The organism is Corynebacterium minutissimum, from assembly GCF_000805675.1.
Classification (GTDB): Bacteria; Actinomycetota; Actinomycetes; order Mycobacteriales; family Mycobacteriaceae; genus Corynebacterium; species Corynebacterium minutissimum.
This window is the reverse complement of sequence record NZ_JSEF01000004.1, coordinates 199267-219650: the sequence shown is the minus strand read 5'-3', so window position 1 is coordinate 219650 and position 20384 is coordinate 199267. Positions and strand designations below refer to the sequence as shown.

Sequence of the window (20384 nt, the reverse complement as noted above, 5' to 3'; positions counted from 1 at the left end):
TTCGCGCTAGAGTGCAGTTGTGAAGACATTTATCAATTTTGCACTCAACGTCATTGCCGTCGCGGTGGCCTTCTGGGCCGTGGTGGCGATTGTCCCCGGAATCGACATCGTCCCCGCTAGCACCCAGAATTTCCTGCTTATCGCGGCGGTCTTCATCATCGTCAATGAGGTCGTCACCCCGGTGCTCCGCTTCCTCGGCGCCCCGCTGACCTGCCTGACACTGGGCCTGTTCGCGCTCGTCATTAACGGCGCGGTCCTGCTCCTCGTCAGCGCGCTGATGGACTCACTCGTCATCGACGGCTGGGGTGCTGCCATCATCGGCGCGATTGTTCTCGCGATCGTTTCCGGCGTGGTGAACTTCTTTACTAGTCCCCTGCGCAGCCGAAACTAACCACCAGCGAAGGGTGGGAGGACGTCGACGCGGGAGGCGTCGGAAAGCACAGCGTCCTCGGTAGCGCTCGCACCATCCACGAGGAAGGTGCAGCGCTCCAGCACCTCCGCAAAGCTCATTCCGGCCTCGGTGCTGCCGGTATGCCGAGCACGCAACACGTCCAGTAACTCCCCCAGCGTCGCTGCCTGCGCTGTGTCCTGCGCGCGCCCTGCGGCGGCGCGGGCTGCGGCAAAGTAGTGTATGTCAACCATGGTTGCCACTATGCCAGCCTCCGTGACAGGAAGGAATCTGATGCGCACCTATGAGGAACACCTCGCCGCCGTTCGCGCGGCCCTTCCGCAGCCTCGCGCGGTCTCCACTCCCCTAACCAGCGCCTTCGGCCGCCGCGCCGCCGCGACGTACCATGCGGAGCAGGACCTTCCGCCTTTCGATAATTCGCAGATGGATGGCTATGCGCTTCCCACATGTGACGGCGGCACCTTCACCGTCGGCCGCACTATCGCGGCGGGTGATCCCCCGGGCTCGCTCGAGCAAGGCACCGCCCTTCCCATCATGACCGGAGCGAAAGTCCCTGAGGGCACCGCGACCATCGTCCCCGTCGAGCACTGCGAGCCCCCGCGCTTCCCGGAGGAAGGCGCTACCGTCACGGTGCCGGCAGCCCCCGAGCAGTTCATCCGCCGCGCGGGCTCCGACGTCCAGGCCGGAACCACTCTCGTCACAGAGCACGCGCTTCTCGACGCCCCCTCCATCGCCACCCTCGCCTCCCAGGGCCTGACCGAAGTCCTCACCTTCGCGCCCGCCCGCATCCTCATCTGCACCGGCGGCGCGGAAATCGGTGGCGACGGCGAGGCCACCATCCCCGATTCCAATGCACCGATGCTCGCGGCCTTGGCTGCGCAGTATGGCATCGAGGTGGCTGGCTTCGTGCGAACGAATGACGATCCTTCTGCCCTGCGTGCGGACCTCGCCGAAGCAGTCATCACCCACCGCCCCGATGTCATCGTTACTTCCGGCGGCATCTCCCACGGAAAGTTCGAGGTCATCCGCCAAATCTTTGAAGAGGATGGCTGGTTCGGCCACGTGGCGCAGCAGCCCGGCGGCCCACAGGGCCTGTCCCGCCTTGGCGACGTCCCCGTGGTCTGCTTCCCCGGCAACCCTATCTCCACGCTGGTGAGCTTCCGCCTCTACTTGGCGCCCGTCCTTGGTCATGCCCCGGCTCCTTTCAGCGCACACCTGGTGGAACCCGCAGACGGACTCAACAACCGCGAGCAGTTCCGCCGCGGAACTATCAGTATTTCCGATGGCACAGCAACAGCCTCCTTCCTCGGCGGCACCAGCTCCCACCTGATGTCCCAGGCCATCGGTGCTAACGCCCTCATCCGTATCCCGGCTAACACGCAGCTTTCAGCCGGCGACCTCGTGGAGGTGTTCCCGCTCTCATGACCCGACGCGCACTCGTTATCGTTGCCTCGACCCGCGCCGCCGCCGGCGAGTACGAGGACCGCTCCGGACCCATCTTGGTGAACTTCCTGCGTGAACAGGGCTTCGATACCCCGCAGCCCCTCGTTGTCGCGGACGCCGACATCGACTCCGCCTTGGCCACCGCCTTCGCCGATGCCCCCTCCGTCATCCTCACCTCCGGCGGCACGGGCATCAGCCCCGATGACCACACCGTCGAAGCACTCGCCCCACACCTCGAGCGCGAGCTCCCCGGCCTGGCCCACGCCTTCTACGCGCACTCCGCCGCCATTCCCACTGCAGCGCTCTCGCGTACCGTTGCTGGCGTCTCCAACACCACTTTCGCCATGGCCCTGCCCGGCTCCACGGGCGCTGCCAAAGACGGCTGCGCGGTCCTCGAACCGGTGCTTAACCACATCATCAACCAGCTGGAAGGCATCAATGAGCACTAACTTCGGCTTACTCGGCGCCCACATCAGCGCTGAGCCCATCTCCGCCCCGGACATCGCTACCGCAGAAACGGGTGCTGTCGTTTTATTCGACGGCATCGTGCGCAACCACGACTCCGGCCGGGGTGTGAAACTCCTGACCTACACCGCGCATCCCTCAGCCCAGCAGGAAATCGAGCGCGTGGCCGCTGACGTCGCTGCTGCCTTCCCCGCCGTGCGCCTCTGGTGCGCACACCGTACTGGCCCACTAGAAATTGGCGAATCCGCCTTCATCGTTGCCGCCGCCTCCGCGCACCGCAAGGACGCCTTCGAGGCAGCCTCTACCTGCGCCGACCGCGTCAAGGCGGAAGTCCCCATCTGGAAGGAACAGCTGCACACCGATGACACCACCACCTGGGTAGGCCTGGAATGAGTTCACGCTACGCACGCCAGGAAACCCTCTGGGGCACCTCCACACAGCAACGGCTTCACTCTTCCACAGTCGCCGTCATCGGCGCCGGCGGCCTGGGCTCGCCTGCCCTGCTCTACCTGGCAGGCGCGGGCGTGGGGCGCATCCTGCTTTTCGATGACGACACCGTTTCCCTCTCCAACCTGCACCGCCAGGTCATCCACAGCACGGCGACCGTAGGCCAGCCCAAAACCGAATCCGCCGCTGCGGCCTTGAATGCCCTCAACCCGGAGTGCACCGTCGAGCAGTTCTCACGCCTCACACCCGATACCGCCTTGGAGCAACTGCGCGGCGCTGACCTCATCATCGATGGCACCGATAATTTCTACTCCCGCCACCTAGCCTCCTGGGCCGCCCATGAGCTGGGCATTCCGCACGTGTGGGCTTCGCTTCTGGGATACGACGCGCAGCTCACCGTCTTCCACTCCGGCCACGGCCCGGTCTACGAGGACCTCTTCCCCACCGACCCGCAGGTGCCTTCCTGCTCGCAGGCCGGCGTGATGGGCCCGGTCGTCGGTGTGGCCGGCTCCGCCTTGGCGGTGGAGGCGCTTAAGCTCCTCACGGGTATCGGCACCCCGCTCATCGGCACGCTGGGCTACTACGATTCCCTCGCCGGGACCTGGGAATACATCCCCGTGCGCGCAGGCGGCGCTACCCCGGCGCGCCCCGACAACCCCACGGATATTCGCGAGATCCCAGAGGACGCCACGCTTATCGACGTCCGCACTTCCCCCGAACGCGCCACTTCCCTCATCCCGCGCTCGCAGCACCTCCCGCTCGATGACATCCTCGCCGGCCACAACCCGCCCCTAGCCCCTGACGACCTCGCCGTGCTCTACTGCGCCAGCGGCCTGCGCTCCGCCCAAGCAGTCGAGGCCCTGCGCGCCCGCGGCTTCAGCAACGTCTACTCGCTGCGCGGCGGCATCACCGCCTGGCAAGAACACATCTCTGAGCTTGAGTCCGAGGCCGCGGCCGCCCGCCGAGGCGATCTGGAGACCATCTCTCTCGATAACCTAGAGGCCGAACACGACGACACATAGACCAAACCATAGCCCGAACCCTTGCTCCCTTTCCTCTACCCACATGGCATCTGATAGAAGGCATCTATCAGAAGGCGTTTTCAGAGCTAAAAACGCCTTTTACCCCGCGCAGATGACGTTTTTAAACCCAAAGATGCCTTTTGACAGATGCCATCTGCAAAGTGCCCGAAAGGCACAGCCCCCTACAACGCCTCACTCGGCGGCTGAGTAAGAGAAACTAAGAACGGTTATGGCGTGATCAACACCTTGGGGAAGGTGTTTGGCTTTAGACGATCGCAACTATCGTATCTGCGATACAGCCAGAGTGAGTTCAATAAGCAAGGAGGAAATATGCGTAAGGTTCTCTCTTGCACTGTCCCAACAACCGTGCTTTCTATAGCACTTATTTTTTCCCCGCCCGCTCTAGCCGATTCTTCTCCTATGGACGAAGGAACCACCAACGATAGTTTTACCTTTACATTCGGTGACGAGGATATGAGTTCCCGCACACACAGCTTATGGTGCAATCGGGGCAGGAACTTGCACAGGTACGTTTGCAGGTCCGCGAGTCGAAGCCGGTAACAAGCTTACTTATGGTTTGCATGTCAAATGCGTTGGAAGTGGTTTTCTGCCATTAAGCGCTAAGATTCGTCTTCAAGAAGAGCATGCCGGATTTTTCTACCAAAATGTAGATGAAATGGAGAAGAATCTCACTGAGGGCGGCTATGGATTTGTTCAAGGGGAAGTAGATTGCGGATCCTCTAAATCAGGTCATGACTACCGTATAGACGGAAAAATTCAAGCAGGGGAACATACAGGGTATGACGTTTCTAAGGAAGTACATCTCCCCTTCGATGTTTAGGAGTCCTGTAAAAGCCAGGCAGTCAGTTCTTTTACTGCTTGGCTTTTTCCTCCTGGATAATTAGCGTTCAATTCTGCGGACACAGATTCAAATATTTTGTTGGAGAGTTTCTCAGCCCTATCGGAGCTGATGTTTCCGCGTAGATCATCTAGCGGTACAGAGAGCATGCCATCATTACTCGGACGCATCCAATACGAGTGCATATCATCAGCGTAGATTTTTGGGAATGTTCCTGACGCCTGGGACTCAAGAACAACATTGCCAAAAAATAATGAGGACAGTCGTTTTTCTTCCATGAAGCCCATGCTATAGGAATGGACCTCGAACCATGCACGGGATCGACTCCTACAACGCCCCCAACCAGACACCCCCTTTTGTAGACTCGCGGCCATGAGAAACCGCCAGTATTACGTCGCCACCGCTATGATGTGTGCTCTCACGCTGGTGTACATGCTGCTGCGCTGGGATTCGGTCCCCGATCCCATCCCCGTCCACTTCGATGGCTCGGGCAACCCGGACCGCTTCGAACCCAAGTCTTTCTTCAACGCAACGGCCCTGGTGTGGATCGGCGTTGTGTTCGCCATCGCGCTGCCGTTGTGCGTGCCACCGGTCTCGCTGGCGCGAAAGACAACACGGGTTCCGGCCAGTGAGTCACTTCCGTTCTCGCAGGCCACGGCACAGCGCGCGGAGCTTCTCACCGAAAAGACCGCCACGTTCATCGCCCAGACAGTCCTCACCATGACGACCTGCGTGTGCCTCACCGCGGTCTGCACGGTGGTACCGGACATCCCCTTCTCGGGCTTTCTCCTCGTGGCCGCGTGGGTAGGCTTCACCCTGTTCATCATGATTCAGGGCGTCCGATTAACACTGCGATCCGCGAAGGACGTGAAAGCCATACCCACCGACCAGGATGAACAAGTCCGGAACACAGCACTCCGCTTTGCCGGTGGCATGGGAGTCTACAAAGAACCTAAAGACCCGATGTGCATGGCGGTCTTTTCCACGAACCCTTCGAAGCTGCAGATCAACACTGCCCACGAACCGGGACGGCGCTACCTGTGGCGCATAGGCATTGCCCTTTTCGCTTCCATAGCGTTCTGCGTGCTCATCGCCGTACTCTAGGCATATGGAGCACCTGTTTGAGCGCGCACACTCGATCCTTTCTGATGCCACCCACGTTGAGGTGTTCACCGGCGCGGGTATGAGCGCGGATAGCGGCATCGCCACGTACCGCGATGCGCAGACGGGTATTTGGGAGAACGTGGATCCGGTTGCGATGGCGTCGATAAGCGCATGGCGTAATGAACCAAAGCCCATGTTCGCCTGGTACCTGTGGCGCGCTCAGCTGGCGCAGCGGGCCGAGCCCAACGCCGGGCACCGCGCAATTGCCGCCGCATGCGGCATGACGGTGACCACGCAAAATATCGATAACCTGCACGAGCGCGCCGGAAGCCAGGACGTGGTCCACCTGCACGGCTCCCTGTTCGCCTTCCGCTGCACTGACTGCGATACGCCATATGACGAGGACATTGCGCTGCCGAACGAACCGGTCGAGAGCATCACGCCACCCGAGTGCCCCGTGTGCGGCGGGCTCGTGCGCCCGGGCGTCGTGTGGTTCGGCGAGGCCCTGCCCGACGGCGAATGGGCCGAGGCCGAGCACCGCATGTCCACCGCGGACGCGCTGCTCATCGTGGGTACCTCCGGCGTGGTCTACCCCGCCGCCGGCCTGCCGCAGATTGCCCACGCGCGCGGCATCCCCATCGTGGAAGTCACCCCGCAGCCCACGGACCTCTCGTCGCTTGCCGACGTGGTGGTCACCGCCACCGCAGCGGAGGCGCTTCCTCGTATCCTAGCGGGGCGGATCGGATAAACAGGAACCCTCTTTCCCGCGGCCCTTGCCCACCGAAATGTACAAGATGTACATTTTCAGTATGAAAACGATGTCAGTGGCATCCAGCCAATTCCGCCAATCCCAAAGCCAATTTCTTGACGAGGCACAGCACACGCCCGTCGCCATCACTAGTCGTGGAAGCCGGATTCGCGCTTTTGTCGTCTCTCCTTCATTTTTCGCCCGCGCAGTTGAAGCACTGGAAGATCGTGAGGACGTTCAGGCCGCTGAGCTTGCCCTAGGAGAGTCCGTAGAGATTTCACACGAAGACCTTAAAAAAGAACTGGGCCTCACCTAATCGCCTTCTATGGCTAACTCCACTTATCGCATCACCTATAAGGCATCCGCAGCCAAGGAATTACGCAAGCTCGATAGACCGACACAAAGGCGACTTCTTGCTGCAATCGAAGACTTAGCTGTTACCCCTCGTCCGGATGGAGTAAAGAAGCTAAAAGCCTCGACCAATCTGTATAGAATTCGAATCGGGCACTATCGCGTGGTTTACGAAACTTAGACGGAAAGCTCGTAGTCTTCGTCCTGCGCGTTGCTCACCGACGAGATGTTTACCGGAAATAGGCAAAATTCCTCTCAGATAAACAAAACCGGCCAGTCACCCCACCCCTTCGGAGGAGATGAATCCATGCTCTACCTTGTCCCAGGAGCCTTAGCGGGAATCACCTTTTATGTCATTCTCACAGCAGTGAGCTGGGCTATCGAGAAAGCTTGGCCGCAATGCCACCTTGGAGCGCATAGCCGGTTGGTCATCCACTGCCTTGTCGCGATTGCATTTTCGATTTTTCTCGCCCTGCCTGGCGGCGGCGGAAACGGGGCCACGCACCTACAGATCAGCGGGTTCCTACTAGCTGGATGCGTTCTGAGCTTCGTTACAGCCGCATGGGACAGGAGCAAAGCCGCTACAAATGACCCCCAAAAATAGTTGGCGGAGGCGGCGGGATTTGAACCCGCGGTGAGTTTCCCCACGCTGGTTTTCAAGACCAGTGCATTCGGCCGCTCTGCCACGCCTCCTCGTCACGCGTCAGCATGCACCGCGCGCAACACGTTCAGAGTACTAGACTCCGCCGCCGGAGAAGAATTCGGCTCAACACGTCACCGATAATGGCCTCACAACCGCATGTTCGTCAGCGCTACTCGTCGTGCTGATTACTTTGCGACGCCGCGGGTGCGCCATCAGACTCTTCATGCTGAATGCGTGAGACATGCAGTCGGGCGTGGGCGATGGCGTCGAGAGTGTCGTCGAAGACGTGATTCTCGTGCGCAAGCTGATCAAATACGCCGAGTTCGCGCAACACCGGAACATGCTCGGGCTTCGTGGCTGCGAGTAAGACAGTGGTACCGCGGCGTTCGAGGTGCCCGATGGTGTCGGCGAGCATTTGGGCACCAGTGGCGTCAATCGTCGTGACGTAGCGCATGCGGAGCACGACAACCTTGACCGACGAAGCATCAGCGAGATCGAGGAGGAAATCGTGCGCTGCGCCAAAGAAGAGTGGGCCTTCCAAGCGGAAGGCGGCGATGTGCTCGTCGAGGAGTTCGCGTTCCTTGTCGCGGTGGTCTCCTGTCTCCAGTGGAGCGGCCTCTAACACCGCCGTGCGGGCGGTATCGCGCAGCGCGAAGAAGCCCGCTATAACAAGACCGATGAGCACGGCGACGACAAGGTCGAACACGACGGTGGCGGCAGCCGTGATGAGCAAGGTAGCCCCGTCACCCTTGGTGGCGCGTATCACCGAGCGGATGTTCCGCGGGTGGATCATCTGGATCGCAGTGGCGATCAGCACACCGGCGAGCGCGGCGAGAGGGATCTCGCCCACCCACCGGGCCGCAACGAGTACGGCGACGAGCAGGAGCAGCGAATGGAACACCGCTGCCAGGCGTGTGCCTGCGCCTGCCCGCACGTTGACAGCAGTTCGGGCGATCGCGGCTGTTGCGGGGATCCCGCCGAACAGGGGCGCGACGACGTTGGCCACGCCCTGTCCAAAGAGCTCGCGGTCAGGATCGTGCCGGTCGCCGACAGTCATTGCGTCGGCAACCGTCGCTGACAGCAACGATTCCAATGCACCAAGCGCTGCGACGGCGACCGCTGCCAACAGCAAGGAATCCAGGTGCTCCCACGGGATCTGCGGCCAGCGCGGGGCAGGCAACGTCGACGGGATGTAGCCGATAGTCTTCAGACCGCTGTCTGCCAGCATGTTGATGGCCGTCGCAGCAGCTACCAACACCAGCGCCGCGGGAAAGCCACTACGAATGCGGGCAGCAACCACGATTCCGGCCGCCACCGCGAGGGTCATAACGGGCGCCTGCCATACCGGAGCATCTAGCCAAGCTTTGATTGCGTCCCACGCCAACCCGAGGACTTTCTCGCCATCTACGTCAACACCGAGTGCTGCAGGTAGCTGTTGGAGGGCGATGATCACCGCAATACCGGCTGTGAAACCTTCGACGACAGGCAACGGCATGTATTTCATCGCGCGGCCAGCGCCGGTGAATGCCAGCAAGAGCAGCATGAGCCCCGCCAGCACGCCAACGACGAGCACCCCATCGGCACCATGGTCGGCCACGATGGGGATGAGCACCACGGTCATTGCGCCGGTCGGGCCGCTTACCTGGACGTTGCTACCGCCGAAGACTGCGGACAGGATGCCCGCGACGATGGCCGTCGTAATTCCAGCTGCCGCGCCGACACCAGAAGCAACGCCGAAGCCGAGCGCCAGGGGGAGTGCGACTAGGGCCACCATGAGGCCGGCCGAAAGGTCGCGCCCGATAGTCGCGCGGGACCAGTCCGAGCGGCGCGGTGCGAATCGCAGGGCACGGGATCGGATGCCCACCTTAGAGACGGTGGAGGGGTGGGTCATGCTACTTTCTTGCTCCTTAGAGGCTCAACGACATCCAAAGGATACACAAGGCGCCTTCCTTCGACGGCCGGATTCCCGATTCTGGCCGATGCCTCATGTTGACGAATTCCCACCACACCCCAACCCTTCGGCACTAACTTGGCCAAGTCAGGGTTGGGCGTGACGCCTGCCACAAACTACTGAAAACCATTGCCATATAAACCCTCCTCTGGTTTGCTCGGGGCCATGCAGACAGTAGATACCCTCATCATCGGCGGTGGCGCGGCCGGCCTGCAGGCAGCCCTAGTCATGGTCCGCGCCCGCCGCAGCGTGCTCATTGTTGATTCCGCCACTCCCCGCAACCGTTTCGCCCATGAAATTCATGGAGTCATTGCCCTCGAGGGCACGCCACCCCTTGAGTTCCAGGAGCGCGGCAAGGAACAGCTGCGCAGCTATGGCGCACAAATCGTGAACGCCACCGTGGATGCTGTCACCGATAATGACCGCACGCTCACCGCCACGTTGAGCAACGGTGAGACCGTCGCTGCCCGCTCCATCATCGTCGCCAGCGGCGTGGACGACGAGCACCCAGCTATCCCGGGCCTGCAAGAAAACTGGGGAAATACGGCCCTCCACTGCCCCTACTGCCACGGATACGAGGTGGCGGACAAGAAGCTCGGCGTGCTCTACATCGGCGAGTTCTCCTTCCACCATGCCGCGGTTCTGCGCCAGTGGTCGAAGGACATCACCTTCTTCACCAATGGAATGGAATTCACCGACGAGCAGCGCGCGGACCTGACTCGGCGGGGCATTGCGCTTATCGACGGCCCCGTCACCGCCTTCCAAGACGGAAAAGTCCTGCTGGAAAGCGACGAGCATGCCGTCGATGCACTGTTTTACATGCCCATTCCCCGCCCCCACGATGAGTTCCTCGCTGACCTCAACCTCAAGCGCCACAGCCCGCCGCCGGCGATGGGCGGCAGCCTGATCGAGGCTGATCTCACCGGTGCCACCAGCCACCCGCGCGTCTGGGCGGTGGGCAACGTGGTCAATCCAGGCGCACAGGTGGCGATGGCCATGGGCCAGGCCAACGCTGCTGCTATCACGGTCAACGGCTTCCTCGTCGAGGATGATTGGATTTAAGTACGGTGGTGTGGCATGAAAGCCATCATTCAGACCAATCCGGAAGACCCACACTCGCTGGAGCTGGGGGACACCGACAAACCTCAACTCCACGACGGCGAAGTCCTCGTTAAGGTCACAGCCGCCGGTGTAAATCGCGCCGACCTGCTGCAGGCCCGTGGGCACTACCCACCGCCGCCAGGCGCTTCGGAGATTATCGGCCTCGAAGTCGCAGGCGAAGTCGTTGACGCAGGCACCACCGACGTCGCGGTTGGCTCCAAGGTCGGTGCACTGCTGGCCGGCGGCGGCTACGCCGAGTACGTGGCCGTGCCCCAAGGCCAGCTACTGCCCATCCCCACCGGCTATTCCTTTGCCGAGGCCGCATCCGTCATCGAGGTGGCCTGCACGGTCTGGTCCAACATCGCTATGGAAGCTGGTCTTACTCAAGGCCAGACCATCCTCATCCACGGCGGCGCGGGTGGCATCGGCACCTTCGCCATCCAGGTGGCCAAGCAGCTCGGCGCTACCGTCGCCGTCACGGCTGGCTCCGATGAGAAGCTCGAGACCTGCAAGGAACTCGGCGCGGACATCCTCATCAACTACAACGAGCAGGACTTCGCCGAAGAGCTGAAGAATCAGTGCGATGTCATCCTCGACATCATGGGCGCGAAGTACCTCAAGAAAAACCTCATTGCGCTGGCGCAGGGCGGCCACATGGTCACTATCGGCATGCAGGGCGGCACGAAGGCCGAGCTCAACATGGCTATTCTGCTGAGCAAGCGCCTGACCCTGCAGGGCACCACGCTGCGCTCCCGCTCGTTGGAGGGCAAGGCTGCCATCGTCGCCGACACCGTCAAGAATGTCTGGCCGTGGCTGGAAGACGGCAGCGTCAAGCACCACCTGCACGCCACCTACGCGCTTGCCGACGCCTCCGAAGCCCACAAAGCCCTCGACTCCGGCGAGGTCACGGGCAAACTCGTCCTCGAGGTCTAAACCTCCCTCGTTGAGGTTCTAGGCCAAGGAGGCAACGACGCGAGTCAGGTGCTCGATATCCTGGTACGTGCTAAACGGGCTCAGGGAAACCGTGACAGCACCGCCGACCTCATCCACGCCCATCTCGGTGAGCAGCGGCGTGTGCGGCGCGGTGGTGGTGACGAGGCCGTTGTCGAAAAGGCGGCGGTGAATCACATCCGCGGGTACGTCGCGCACGGCGAAGGTAAGCCGCGGGAGGCGGTCATCGGAGGCGTCGGCAGCCGCCTCACCTGTTACGCCCAAGATGTGGACTGCCGGCAGGGTGCCCAGCAGGCTATAGAGATCACCGCAGAGCTCCTCCATGTAGGACGACAGTGCATCGAGCGAGCGCCCCAGGCGCACGCGGCGCGAACCGCGTTCGCCGCCGGCTAGGGCAGCGAGGTGATCCGCTAGCGGCCCCACGCCACCGGCTAGGCCCGGCGAGACCGGGCCCACCACGAGGTCATCAAGGCGGCGGAACATCGCGGTATCGCGGAAGACCAGCGCCGCCAACTGCGGCCCGCCCAGTTTGCCTAGATCCACGCCGAGGATATCCGCGCCCACAGAGTCGAATTCGATGCGGCGGTAAGGGGCTACCGAGGAGACGTCGACAAGCGCCCAGGCTCGGGAACGCTCATGGACCGCATCAATGATGTCCGCCGTCGGCGTGACCGTGCCCAGCAGCTCGTGCGCGGCGGGGAAGGCCACGAACCGCGTGGAACCATCGACCAACTCGGCGTACTGGAACGCCGGCAGCTCACCCGTGCCCAGGTCTGGCTGGGCCCAGCGGATGTCTGCGTCGAGGTGCGCGAATGCCCTGGACAGCTCCGGAGGATCGAGGCGCGAGAGCACCACTGAGGACTGACGGCGTACAAGCGGACGCAGCGCTGCCGCCAATGACTGGTAGAGCACCGGCAGGGACGGGCCGAGGATAACGCGGTCTGCCGTCGCACCCGTGAGATCGGCCACGGCACGGCGCGCGGAGGAATACATGTCATCCGCCAGCAACTCGCCCGGCGCGCGGCGAGCCGAGTGCGCGCCGACGGTATCCTCCTGCGGCTTCACCGTAGCGGACGTGCGGAAGGAACGGGCCACACCCGATGCCACGCGCTCCGCAATCTGCGGCGCGGCATGCGCGTTGAGGTAGGTCCAGCCATCGGACAACCCAGTGTAAAGACCTCGCACACTGGCGACGTCATACTGCTGCGTCATGCTGCGGCCCTTTCTCATATCGTCCGATCGTCTCCCTACTCTATACTCCCCACGTAAATCTTTCCTAACCCGAGATTTTCCCAGCTCGCCGATGTTTTCGCAGGTGGCGGGCGTGTGTGTAGCTGTTTGGCATAAGCGCGCGCTAGGGTGAAGGGCGTGCAAGACAAGAAAAACCTGCGTGACGACGTCGCCCGCATGACCACTCCGCCTGCACCCGGCGAAGAGCCAGCTTCGCGGTCTATGACCATGTCGGCGGCCTTCGCCGACCTGTTGCAAGGAGCCCGCCAGCGCGAGCTGTGGTTCAAGCTGGGTATCCAAGACATCAAACAGCGCTACCGCCGCTCGGTACTGGGTCCTTTCTGGATCACCATCGCCACCGGCGTGATGGCCGCGGCCCTGGGCCTGCTGTACTCCATGCTCTTCCAGATCCCGGTTGCAGAATTCCTGCCCCACGTGACCGTGGGCCTGATCATGTGGAACTTCATCTCGGGCGCCATCAAGGAAGGCGCCACCGTCTTCATTGAAAACGAGGGTCTGATTAAGCAGCTGCCTGCGCCACTTTCGGTCCACGTCTACCGCCTGGTCTGGCGGCAAACCCTCTTCTTGGGCCACAACCTCATCATCTGGCTGCTGCTCATCATTATCTTCCCGCGCAGCCTGGGCTGGGAGTTCTTCCTGTGCATCCCGGCTTTTGCACTCTTGCTGGTCAACGGTGTGTGGGTGGCCATGTTCTTCGGCATCATCGCCACTCGTTTCCGTGACGTCGCCCCGCTGCTGGAGGCACTGACACAGCTGCTCTTCTACGTCACGCCGATCGTGTGGATGACGAGCACGCTCAAAGAACAGGGCGAAGCCGTGGCGAGCCGCGCGCGTATTGCGGAGCTCAACCCGCTCTATCACTACATGGAGATTGTCCGCGGCCCGCTCATTGGTGTGCACGTGCCGGCCTATCACTGGTTTATCGTCATTGGCTGCACCGTCGTCGGCCTGCTCATCGCCGGTTTGGCCATGCGTCAGTGGCGCTTCCGCGTCTCCTACTGGGTCTAGAAAGGATTGTCCATGGTTTCCATTGATACGTATAACGCTTGCGTGGACTTTCCCATCTTTGATGCCAAGTCCCGTTCGCTGAAGAAGGCAATGCTCTCCACCGCCGGTGGCTCCATTGGTAAGAATGACCAGAACGTGGTCATGGTGGAAGCACTTAAAGACATCAACCTCCACCTGCGTGAAGGTGACCGCGTGGGGCTCGTTGGCCACAACGGCGCTGGTAAAACGACCTTGCTGCGCCTTCTCTCCGGCATCTACGAACCTACGCGCGGCGCTGCCGACGTCCGCGGGCGCGTGGCCCCGGTCTTCGACCTCGGCGTGGGCATGGACCCAGAGGTCTCCGGCTACGACAACATCATCATCCGCGGCCTCTTCTTGGGCCAGACCATCAAGCAGATGAAGGCCAAGATGGATGAGATTGCCGAGTTCTCTGAGCTGGGTGATTACCTCTCCATGCCGCTGCGCACCTACTCCACGGGTATGCGCGTGCGCCTGGCGCTGGGCGTAGTGACCTCCATTGAGCCGGAGATCCTGCTTCTCGACGAAGGCATTGGCGCCGTCGACGCCGCCTTCATGGCCAAGGCCCGTGTGCGCCTCCAGGATCTGGTGAAGCGCTCCGGCATCCTAGTCTTCGCTTCCCACTCCAATGACTTCCTGGCGCAACTGTGCGATACCGCCCTATGGATCGACCACGGTCAGATTCGGTCGGTGGGCGAGGTCTCCGACGTCGTCGGCGAGTACGAAGGCCCTGAGGTTGGCCAGTACGTGCGGGATCTGCGCAAGCGTTTCGATAACGAGGAGAACGCCTAAGTTTCCGTGAAAACAGGCAACTATTCACTTGTTTTCACGAAATCCTCGCTGTTCCTACTGCCCTAGCTGCCAATCTTGCCGGCCCTCAGCGAATGGCTGACCAAACTTTCGTCACTTAGGGCACCTCACCCCGAGCATCGCACCCAGCTCCTCGGTCATGCCCCTGACAGTCACTTCCGGCCCCGGCTGATAATCCTCTTTGCGCAACACTGCTTTGTTGCCGTTGATGGTGTAGCCCAGCTTGCGCGATACAGCCTGGGAAGCTTCATTTCCCGGCTCCCACTCGGAGCGCAGCTGGCATGCGCCCAAGTACTCAAAGCAGAAGACTGCAGCGGCATGACGGATCTGCGTACCTATCCCGCGGCCCTGAAGGCGGTGGTAAATCCACGAACCGGTTTCAACCTCATGGTTGTCGGGGAAATTCTTCGCCCGCAGATCTACTGAACCAATGACCTCACCATTGAGGTGGACACCGAAGTCCAGCGACCATTCTTCTGGGGACATCTGCGCGCGGTGTGCCCACCGAAAGCTGGGATCAGGTTTCTCCTTCAGCCACGGGAACGTGTAATCCGGAAGCGGCTCGCCGAAAATCTCGGCGGCGGTAACGCCGTGAATGGCGGCGATATCGCTATCGCGCAGAACCCGCAGCGTCAGCTTGCCTACCTGCACCGTGAGTTTGAACGGAGCCCACATCTCTTCGATATCTTTCACAGCCATGGCAACATCCTACTGAGCACTGTGGGTGGCACAATGGAACGCATGACTGCCACCTTGTCCCAAGCCGGAACGACGGCCGCTGTGATCGTCACCCACCAGCGCGTAGAGCTGCTGCGCGCCTCGCTTGAGCAGGTGGTGAACCAAACGCACCCGGTGCAGTGGGTCATCGTGGTGGATAACGGCGCGGAACAAGCCGTGGAGGATTTACTCCACGAACTGGCCGGCGAGCGTGGCGTTTACGTGCCTTCCGAAACCAACCTCGGCGGCGCGGGCGGCTTCGCGCTGGGCTTCCTCACCGCACTCGCCCTGGGTGCAGACGCAGTGTGGTGCGCGGATGATGACGGCCGTCCTGCCGACCACCACGTGCTGGAGGAGCTCTACCGCGTCGCGGAAGAAAACAGCCTGCACGAGGTCTCCCCCGCCGTGTGCAACATCAACGAGCCCGCCAAACTGGCTTTCCCACTGCGCCAGGGTCTAGTGTGGCGGCGCTACATGAGCGAGCTCGAAGGTGATTTTCTCCCCGGCATCGCCTCCCTCTTCAATGGCGCGCTCATCTCCGCCGAGGCCATGGAGATCATCGGTGTGCCGGACTACCGCCTGTTCATCCGCGGCGATGAAGTGGAGTACCACCGCCGCCTGGTCAACTCAGGCTTGAGCTTCGGCACCGCGCTGACCACGAGCTACCTCCACCCGGACGGCTCCGATGAGTTCAAGCCCATCCTCGGTGGAAAAATGCACACTCAGTACCCGGAAGGCGAGTTCAAGCGCTTCTTCACCTACCGCAATCGCGGCTACCTGCTGTGGCAGCGCGGCATGCGCAAGCTCCTGCCACAGGAGTTCGCGCGCTTTGGCTGGTTTTTCCTTGTCCAGCAGCATGATGTCAAGGGCTTTATGGAGTGGCTGCGCCTGCACAACCGTGGCCGCAAGGAAGACTTTCGCCGCCCATAAAGTCTCTGCCACGCTCCGTCGCTACTCCACTTCAAAGGATTTCCGCGTGCTGCGGAAAATGACCCAGCGCTGCACAAGGAAGTTAATAATCGTCGCCGTGCCCTGCGCAATGACGAAAGCCACGGCGAGCGCCCACGAGGAGGGCCATTCCAGGTTGTGGTCAAAGAAAGGGAACGCCCAGCGATACAGAAGGATATTGATCGCATAAGTCATGGCGTAGGTAGCGATGACAGCCGCAAAGCGGCGTTTCGACGCATTCGCGTTGAAGGTCCACCGCCGATTAAGCACGTACGCCACGAGGGTGCCGGCGGCAAAGCCCAAGGTGCGCGAGGTCACGTCACCAAAGAGGTCCAAACCAATCTGGAAGAGCCAGGTTATGGAGACGTCGATAACCGCGGCGATTGCTCCCGTAATAGCGAACTTCGCGCCCTGCGCATGCAGGGAATTCGACTGGGAAAGGCGTTCGGCGCGAGTGGGCATAGCAGGGAGTTTACTTGCCCCTGAAAATAAAGACGCGCTGAATAGCGAAGTTGGTCACCGTTGCCACGCCCTGTGCGATGACAAAGGCAATGGTGTCTTTGAGGGCACCCTCAAAGCCCAAACTAATAAGAGGAGCATTGAGTACCCAGTAGAGGAAGTTTTGCACCGCAAAGGTGGATAGATAAAGCATTCCCACCGCGCCGGCAGTACGGCCGGACACCTGTGCGCCAAAGGTCCACCGAGCATTGGCCACGTAGGCTGCGATGGTGCCAAAGACCCAGCCGATGGCCTTAGCTAGAGAACGGTGCAGCCCGAGATAGGTAAGGAATAAGGTAAGGCCATAATCAATGGCGGCGGTGAAGACACCGACGGAGACGAAGCGGACGAGCTGCGTCTTCAGAGTGGAGTCACCGGTCGAGGTTGGTTTAGTCACGGCCGAATACTCTACCCGCGCACAAGGGCACGGTAAATGTCCAAGCGATCTACCGGCGCGGCGGCATTTGCGCCATAGGCTCCTAAGGACGCCAAAACCTCGAGGGACGCAGTACACAAGTCCCGGATCTCAGGGCCGCGAAGCTCCTCGCCATCATCATCGACCCAGCCCAGCGCCGCCATTGACGTTTCCACAACGGAATCTGTCAGCTCACGGCCACCCATGCAGGACAATGCGAGAGCCATGGACCAGAAAGCGTCCCTGCCCTCGTTGGTGACCTCACGCGGCAACGTGCGCAATTGGCTGAGTGTGGAGGCATCGACGGTTATCTCGCGGCGCAGGTCTAGTGCTTGGAGGAGTGGAACGAAATCGTAGAGCCGGGTGCGCTCAATGAGCGCGCGAACGGGGGCGACGACAAGTTCGAGGACCTCGTCGATGGTTTCTTGACCCGTGAGTTCTGCATTAACAGCGGTGAGATCAAACGGCGTGTGGAAAGAACCTGAGCCGCCCACGCACAGAGCCTCCGGGGTGCCGCTATCGCGCGGATAGGTCTCGACAACGACGATCTCGAAATCCCACAGCCCCCAGGCATAATCCATCTGCTCGCCTTCGCGGCGAAGAAATTCACGCACGGCGTGATTCGGATCAATGCGCTCGCCGCGGGCGTCGTGGTGCTCGAAGAAGTGCCACGGAGAATCTTCGTCCGGAAGGCCGAAGCAAACCTCGAGGATGTGGTGAAGCTCGTTGAGCGTCAGCGCGTCAGAGAAACCAATCTGGCGGTGCACTTCAGCATCCGCGCGGACGTTGGAGACCTGGCAGAGCAAGGTGCGAGCGGCGTCGCCACGATCGGCGCGGACCTGCGCCAGATCTGTGACCTTTGAGCTCATGTGCCCCACCATACGCATTTTTAGTTGCGGGCGGCGTTCTCGCGCGCCTCCAACTCGCTCAGAACGAAGACGAGCGCAGCACCGATAGCGCCACACACAGTCCATGGCTTGGACACTCCGCGGCGGCGGATAAAGCCCACGAGGCTCTTCTGAGTTTTGATGGAAAGCCAGCCGCCAAGCACCAAAATGCCGAAGGCAACCGGGATGGCCCATACGGGGACGTCGGGAGTCTCCGGCTCCGGTTGGTCCTCGTGGCTCTCGGCGTTGACGTAGGCTACAAGCGCACCGAACCCGAGGAAGGACAGCACATAAGCGCAGACCAAAGCGGTCTTGTTCTTGATCCAATCAGGAAACGCGGTCATGATGCCCACGGCCGCGGCTTGAGTAATACGTCCAGCGAGGGTGTCATCCAGCGCGTAATTATCGGTCTTGGGTGAAGTCATACCGCCCCACTTTAGGCGGACGGTAGGCTACCGTGCATGTACTCCTCCAAGAAAGAGCACCTCACCCCGGCGCAGCGCGCGGCTCACGACGACCGTGCTGAGGACGATAAGCGCCACGGCCACTTTCTGGCCACCGAGCACACCGCATTGCCTCTCGACGGTTTCATGACCAGGCTCATCGCTGAAGAGCTGCCAATCCTCGATTCCGCATCACGGACGCGAGTCTACGAGCTCCTCCGCGAGTATGAGGGACCGGAGATCACGAGCCAAGAGGAACTGCCCGCGGAGATCCGAGACATCATGGATCTGTACTAAGGCCGCACTCCTCGACTTTTAGCATGTACCCAAACGGGCACAATCGGACAGTACGCCTGTCCGGTTTGTTTTGTATGTGTACCTAATCTCACGTTTTCCCTCACGCCATATGCCTCTGTTGCTATGTAGGGTGGAGAATCGACCCATCACATCGAGTCAAAAGAAGAAGAGATGGAACTGCATACTACTGAGAAGTCCCTGTACGGTTGGGGCCGCACTGCGCCGTCGACCGCTCATGTCTTGTCCACCCCGGATGTGGACGTCATCAAGACCGCCGTTGCCCAGGTTGCCGAGGACAACGCCGATAAACCATCCCACCTGCGCCGCGGCGTTATCGCCCGCGGCATGGGCCGCTCCTACGGTGACCCCGCCCAGAACGGCGGCGGCCTCGTCATCGATATGCAGGCCCTCAACAACATCCACTCTATAGATCCAGAGTCGGGCATCGTCGACGTTGACGGTGGCGTCACTTTGGACCAGCTCATGAAGGCCGCCCTTCCCTACGGCCTGTGGGTCCCGGTCCTGCCGGGTACCCGCCAGGTCACCATCGGTGGTGCCATTGGTCCGGATATTCATGGTAAGAACCACCACTCTGCAGGTTCCTTCGGTAACCACGTCGTCTCCATGGAGCTGCTCGTGGCCGATGGCCGCGTCCTGCACCTGACCCCGGAAGGCTCAGATGAGGATCCGGAAGGCGAGCTCTTCTGGGCCACCGTCGGTGGCATGGGCCTGACCGGCATCATCCTCCGCGCCAAGATCAAGATGACCAAGACGGAGACCGCCTACTTCATCGCGGATACCGACCGCACAAGCAATCTTGATGAGACCGTAGCCTTCCACTCCGATGGTTCGGAGCACAACTACACGTACTCCTCCGCGTGGTTCGACGTCATCTCCCCAGAGCCGAAGCTGGGCCGCTCCACCATTTCCCGTGGTTCCCTGGCCACGCTGGCACAGCTGGAAGAGCTCGCCCCGAAGCTGGCGAAGGACCCGCTGAAGTTCAACGCCCCGCAGCTGATGACCGTTCCGGATATCTTCCCGAACTTCACCATGAACAAGCTGTCCCTCATGGCCATCGGTGAGGCGTACTACCTCATGGGTTCCCCGGCGCGTAACCAGGTCAAAAACCTCACGCAGTTCTACCAGCCGCTGGATCTCATCGGCGAGTGGAACCGTGGCTACGGATCCAACGGCTTCCTGCAGTACCAGTTTGTGGTGCCGACCGACGCCGTCGAGCCCTTCAAGGACATCATCCGCGACATGCAGAAGTCCGGTCACTACTCTGCCCTGAACGTGTTTAAGCTCTTCGGCCCGGGTAACAAGGCTCCGTTGTCTTACCCGATGCCGGGCTGGAACGTCTGCGTGGACTTCCCCATTAAGCCGGGCCTGGGCGCTTTCCTCGACGATCTGGATAACCGCGTCATGGAGTTTGGCGGCCGCCTCTACTTGGCCAAGGAGTCCCGCACCTCGGCGGAGAAGTTCCATAAGATGTACCCAGGCATGGAAGGCTGGCTCAAGACCCGCAACGAGATTGACCCGACCGGCGTCTTTGCCTCCGATATGTCCCGCCGCCTCGAGCTGCACTAGAAAGGAATCAC

The 20384-nt window shown here is 61.3% G+C and carries 25 protein-coding genes and 1 tRNA gene; 16 read left to right on the top strand and 10 right to left on the bottom strand.

Annotated elements, in window-relative coordinates:
- Positions 1 to 19 precede the first annotated feature (19 nt).
- The gene (locus tag NX84_RS01825) at positions 20 to 391 is read left to right on the top strand and encodes a phage holin family protein (protein ID WP_039673133.1); all 372 of its coding nucleotides are present in this window, start codon (positions 20 to 22) and stop codon (positions 389 to 391) included.
- Here the strand turns inward: NX84_RS01825 and NX84_RS01820 are convergent.
- A complete protein-coding gene (locus NX84_RS01820; protein ID WP_039673307.1) occupies positions 388 to 642 on the bottom strand; it encodes a MoaD/ThiS family protein in 255 nt (84 codons plus the stop codon). The two genes, NX84_RS01825 and NX84_RS01820, sit on opposite strands and share 4 nt — an antisense overlap.
- Positions 643 to 682: 40 nt before the next feature.
- On the opposite strand from NX84_RS01820, the gene NX84_RS01815 reads away from it, so the two are divergent.
- The 4 genes from NX84_RS01815 to NX84_RS01800 are packed head-to-tail and all read left to right on the top strand — an operon-like array spanning position 683 to position 3786.
- Positions 683 to 1834: a molybdopterin molybdotransferase MoeA gene (locus tag NX84_RS01815; RefSeq protein ID WP_039673131.1), complete on the top strand. Its 1152-nt coding sequence runs from the start codon at positions 683 to 685 to the stop codon at positions 1832 to 1834.
- Complete coding sequence (locus tag NX84_RS01810; protein ID WP_039673129.1) at positions 1831 to 2301, top strand: MogA/MoaB family molybdenum cofactor biosynthesis protein; 471 nt, start codon at positions 1831 to 1833, stop codon at positions 2299 to 2301. Before NX84_RS01815 ends, NX84_RS01810 begins: the two co-directional genes overlap by 4 nt.
- Positions 2291 to 2710: a molybdenum cofactor biosynthesis protein MoaE gene (locus NX84_RS01805; protein WP_039673126.1), complete on the top strand. Its 420-nt coding sequence runs from the start codon at positions 2291 to 2293 to the stop codon at positions 2708 to 2710. The genes NX84_RS01810 and NX84_RS01805 overlap by 11 nt, the downstream gene beginning before the upstream one ends.
- The gene (locus NX84_RS01800) at positions 2707 to 3786 is read left to right on the top strand and encodes a ThiF family adenylyltransferase (RefSeq protein WP_231913717.1); all 1080 of its coding nucleotides are present in this window, start codon (positions 2707 to 2709) and stop codon (positions 3784 to 3786) included. Before NX84_RS01805 ends, NX84_RS01800 begins: the two co-directional genes overlap by 4 nt.
- Before the next feature lie 837 nt (positions 3787 to 4623).
- On the opposite strand, the gene NX84_RS12455 is transcribed toward NX84_RS01800, so the two are convergent.
- On the bottom strand, positions 4624 to 4923 hold the full coding sequence (locus NX84_RS12455; protein WP_082013882.1) for a hypothetical protein: 300 nt from the start codon (positions 4921 to 4923) through the stop codon (positions 4624 to 4626).
- Between the two features lie 94 nt (positions 4924 to 5017).
- Between NX84_RS12455 and NX84_RS01795 the strand changes: the two genes are divergently transcribed.
- From NX84_RS01795 to NX84_RS12450, 4 genes are all read left to right on the top strand, one after another.
- Complete coding sequence (locus tag NX84_RS01795) at positions 5018 to 5749, top strand: DUF1648 domain-containing protein (protein ID WP_039673125.1); 732 nt, start codon at positions 5018 to 5020, stop codon at positions 5747 to 5749.
- Between the two features lie 4 nt (positions 5750 to 5753).
- On the top strand, positions 5754 to 6497 hold the full coding sequence (locus NX84_RS01790; RefSeq protein ID WP_039673122.1) for an NAD-dependent deacylase: 744 nt from the start codon (positions 5754 to 5756) through the stop codon (positions 6495 to 6497).
- A 61-nt stretch (positions 6498 to 6558) separates the two neighbouring features.
- Complete coding sequence (locus NX84_RS01785) at positions 6559 to 6813, top strand: type II toxin-antitoxin system Phd/YefM family antitoxin (protein WP_370664347.1); 255 nt, start codon at positions 6559 to 6561, stop codon at positions 6811 to 6813.
- 9 nt (positions 6814 to 6822) lie between these two features.
- Positions 6823 to 7029 (top strand): type II toxin-antitoxin system RelE family toxin, encoded by a 207-nt coding sequence (locus NX84_RS12450; RefSeq protein WP_231913718.1) that lies wholly within the window; start codon positions 6823 to 6825, stop codon positions 7027 to 7029.
- Positions 7030 to 7453: 424 nt separating this feature from the next.
- Here NX84_RS12450 and NX84_RS01775 read toward each other — a convergent pair.
- Positions 7454 to 7541 (bottom strand) — tRNA-Ser (locus NX84_RS01775).
- Between the two features lie 119 nt (positions 7542 to 7660).
- Positions 7661 to 9382, bottom strand: coding sequence for a SulP family inorganic anion transporter (locus NX84_RS01770; protein ID WP_039673117.1), 1722 nt, complete (start codon positions 9380 to 9382; stop codon positions 7661 to 7663).
- 225 nt (positions 9383 to 9607) lie between these two features.
- Here NX84_RS01770 and NX84_RS01765 point away from each other — a divergent pair, with 225 nt between their 5' ends.
- Complete coding sequence (locus tag NX84_RS01765; RefSeq protein WP_039673115.1) at positions 9608 to 10504, top strand: NAD(P)/FAD-dependent oxidoreductase; 897 nt, start codon at positions 9608 to 9610, stop codon at positions 10502 to 10504.
- A 15-nt stretch (positions 10505 to 10519) separates the two neighbouring features.
- Positions 10520 to 11476, top strand: a complete 957-nt coding sequence (locus tag NX84_RS01760; protein ID WP_039673113.1) for an NAD(P)H-quinone oxidoreductase — start codon at positions 10520 to 10522, stop codon at positions 11474 to 11476.
- An 18-nt stretch (positions 11477 to 11494) separates the two neighbouring features.
- On the opposite strand, the gene NX84_RS01755 is transcribed toward NX84_RS01760, so the two are convergent.
- A complete protein-coding gene (locus tag NX84_RS01755; protein ID WP_039673110.1) occupies positions 11495 to 12706 on the bottom strand; it encodes an aminotransferase class V-fold PLP-dependent enzyme in 1212 nt (403 codons plus the stop codon).
- Between the two features lie 195 nt (positions 12707 to 12901).
- Between NX84_RS01755 and wzm the strand changes: the two genes are divergently transcribed.
- On the top strand, positions 12902 to 13753 hold the full coding sequence (wzm, locus tag NX84_RS01750; RefSeq protein WP_052319621.1) for a galactan export ABC transporter permease subunit Wzm/RfbD: 852 nt from the start codon (positions 12902 to 12904) through the stop codon (positions 13751 to 13753).
- 12 nt (positions 13754 to 13765) lie between these two features.
- Positions 13766 to 14563: a galactan export ABC transporter ATP-binding subunit Wzt/RfbE gene (gene wzt / locus NX84_RS01745; RefSeq protein ID WP_039673108.1), complete on the top strand. Its 798-nt coding sequence runs from the start codon at positions 13766 to 13768 to the stop codon at positions 14561 to 14563.
- Positions 14564 to 14674: 111 nt separating this feature from the next.
- Here wzt and NX84_RS01740 read toward each other — a convergent pair whose 3' ends face one another.
- Positions 14675 to 15280: a GNAT family N-acetyltransferase gene (locus tag NX84_RS01740; RefSeq protein WP_039673106.1), complete on the bottom strand. Its 606-nt coding sequence runs from the start codon at positions 15278 to 15280 to the stop codon at positions 14675 to 14677.
- A 33-nt stretch (positions 15281 to 15313) separates the two neighbouring features.
- Here NX84_RS01740 and glfT1 point away from each other — a divergent pair, with 33 nt between their 5' ends.
- Positions 15314 to 16228, top strand: coding sequence for a galactofuranosyltransferase GlfT1 (gene glfT1 / locus NX84_RS01735; protein ID WP_174519870.1), 915 nt, complete (start codon positions 15314 to 15316; stop codon positions 16226 to 16228).
- Positions 16229 to 16249: 21 nt separating this feature from the next.
- Here glfT1 and NX84_RS01730 read toward each other — a convergent pair whose 3' ends face one another.
- From NX84_RS01730 to NX84_RS01715, 4 genes are read right to left on the bottom strand one after another with little or no spacing between them, the layout of a single operon-like run.
- On the bottom strand, positions 16250 to 16708 hold the full coding sequence (locus tag NX84_RS01730; RefSeq protein WP_039673102.1) for a GtrA family protein: 459 nt from the start codon (positions 16706 to 16708) through the stop codon (positions 16250 to 16252).
- Positions 16709 to 16718: 10 nt separating this feature from the next.
- Positions 16719 to 17108, bottom strand: coding sequence for a GtrA family protein (locus NX84_RS01725; RefSeq protein WP_039673298.1), 390 nt, complete (start codon positions 17106 to 17108; stop codon positions 16719 to 16721).
- A 44-nt stretch (positions 17109 to 17152) separates the two neighbouring features.
- Complete coding sequence (locus NX84_RS01720; protein WP_039673100.1) at positions 17153 to 18028, bottom strand: plasmid pRiA4b ORF-3 family protein; 876 nt, start codon at positions 18026 to 18028, stop codon at positions 17153 to 17155.
- 20 nt (positions 18029 to 18048) lie between these two features.
- The gene (locus tag NX84_RS01715) at positions 18049 to 18471 is read right to left on the bottom strand and encodes a hypothetical protein (protein WP_039673098.1); all 423 of its coding nucleotides are present in this window, start codon (positions 18469 to 18471) and stop codon (positions 18049 to 18051) included.
- A 36-nt stretch (positions 18472 to 18507) separates the two neighbouring features.
- Here NX84_RS01715 and NX84_RS01710 point away from each other — a divergent pair, with 36 nt between their 5' ends.
- Positions 18508 to 18786, top strand: coding sequence for a hypothetical protein (locus tag NX84_RS01710; protein ID WP_039673096.1), 279 nt, complete (start codon positions 18508 to 18510; stop codon positions 18784 to 18786).
- Between the two features lie 171 nt (positions 18787 to 18957).
- Positions 18958 to 20373, top strand: a complete 1416-nt coding sequence (gene dprE1, locus NX84_RS01705; protein ID WP_039673094.1) for a decaprenylphosphoryl-beta-D-ribose oxidase — start codon at positions 18958 to 18960, stop codon at positions 20371 to 20373.
- The last annotated feature ends 11 nt before the right edge of the window (positions 20374 to 20384 follow it).

Coding starts and splice junctions, on each gene's coding strand:
- NX84_RS01820 (WP_039673307.1), bottom strand. CDS start 642: ATGGTTGACATACACTACTTTGCCGCAGCCCGCGCCGCCGCAGGGCGC.
- NX84_RS01815 (WP_039673131.1), top strand. CDS start 683: ATGCGCACCTATGAGGAACACCTCGCCGCCGTTCGCGCGGCCCTTCCG.
- NX84_RS01810 (WP_039673129.1), top strand. CDS start 1,831: ATGACCCGACGCGCACTCGTTATCGTTGCCTCGACCCGCGCCGCCGCC.
- NX84_RS01805 (WP_039673126.1), top strand. CDS start 2,291: ATGAGCACTAACTTCGGCTTACTCGGCGCCCACATCAGCGCTGAGCCC.
- NX84_RS01800 (WP_231913717.1), top strand. CDS start 2,707: ATGAGTTCACGCTACGCACGCCAGGAAACCCTCTGGGGCACCTCCACA.
- NX84_RS12455 (WP_082013882.1), bottom strand. CDS start 4,923: ATGGAAGAAAAACGACTGTCCTCATTATTTTTTGGCAATGTTGTTCTT.
- NX84_RS01795 (WP_039673125.1), top strand. CDS start 5,018: ATGAGAAACCGCCAGTATTACGTCGCCACCGCTATGATGTGTGCTCTC.
- NX84_RS01790 (WP_039673122.1), top strand. CDS start 5,754: ATGGAGCACCTGTTTGAGCGCGCACACTCGATCCTTTCTGATGCCACC.
- NX84_RS01785 (WP_370664347.1), top strand. CDS start 6,559: ATGAAAACGATGTCAGTGGCATCCAGCCAATTCCGCCAATCCCAAAGC.
- NX84_RS12450 (WP_231913718.1), top strand. CDS start 6,823: ATGGCTAACTCCACTTATCGCATCACCTATAAGGCATCCGCAGCCAAG.
- NX84_RS01770 (WP_039673117.1), bottom strand. CDS start 9,382: ATGACCCACCCCTCCACCGTCTCTAAGGTGGGCATCCGATCCCGTGCC.
- NX84_RS01765 (WP_039673115.1), top strand. CDS start 9,608: ATGCAGACAGTAGATACCCTCATCATCGGCGGTGGCGCGGCCGGCCTG.
- NX84_RS01760 (WP_039673113.1), top strand. CDS start 10,520: ATGAAAGCCATCATTCAGACCAATCCGGAAGACCCACACTCGCTGGAG.
- NX84_RS01755 (WP_039673110.1), bottom strand. CDS start 12,706: ATGACGCAGCAGTATGACGTCGCCAGTGTGCGAGGTCTTTACACTGGG.
- wzm (WP_052319621.1), top strand. CDS start 12,902: ATGACCACTCCGCCTGCACCCGGCGAAGAGCCAGCTTCGCGGTCTATG.
- wzt (WP_039673108.1), top strand. CDS start 13,766: ATGGTTTCCATTGATACGTATAACGCTTGCGTGGACTTTCCCATCTTT.
- NX84_RS01740 (WP_039673106.1), bottom strand. CDS start 15,280: ATGGCTGTGAAAGATATCGAAGAGATGTGGGCTCCGTTCAAACTCACG.
- glfT1 (WP_174519870.1), top strand. CDS start 15,314: ATGGAACGCATGACTGCCACCTTGTCCCAAGCCGGAACGACGGCCGCT.
- NX84_RS01730 (WP_039673102.1), bottom strand. CDS start 16,708: ATGCCCACTCGCGCCGAACGCCTTTCCCAGTCGAATTCCCTGCATGCG.
- NX84_RS01720 (WP_039673100.1), bottom strand. CDS start 18,028: ATGAGCTCAAAGGTCACAGATCTGGCGCAGGTCCGCGCCGATCGTGGC.
- NX84_RS01715 (WP_039673098.1), bottom strand. CDS start 18,471: ATGACTTCACCCAAGACCGATAATTACGCGCTGGATGACACCCTCGCT.
- NX84_RS01710 (WP_039673096.1), top strand. CDS start 18,508: ATGTACTCCTCCAAGAAAGAGCACCTCACCCCGGCGCAGCGCGCGGCT.
- dprE1 (WP_039673094.1), top strand. CDS start 18,958: ATGGAACTGCATACTACTGAGAAGTCCCTGTACGGTTGGGGCCGCACT.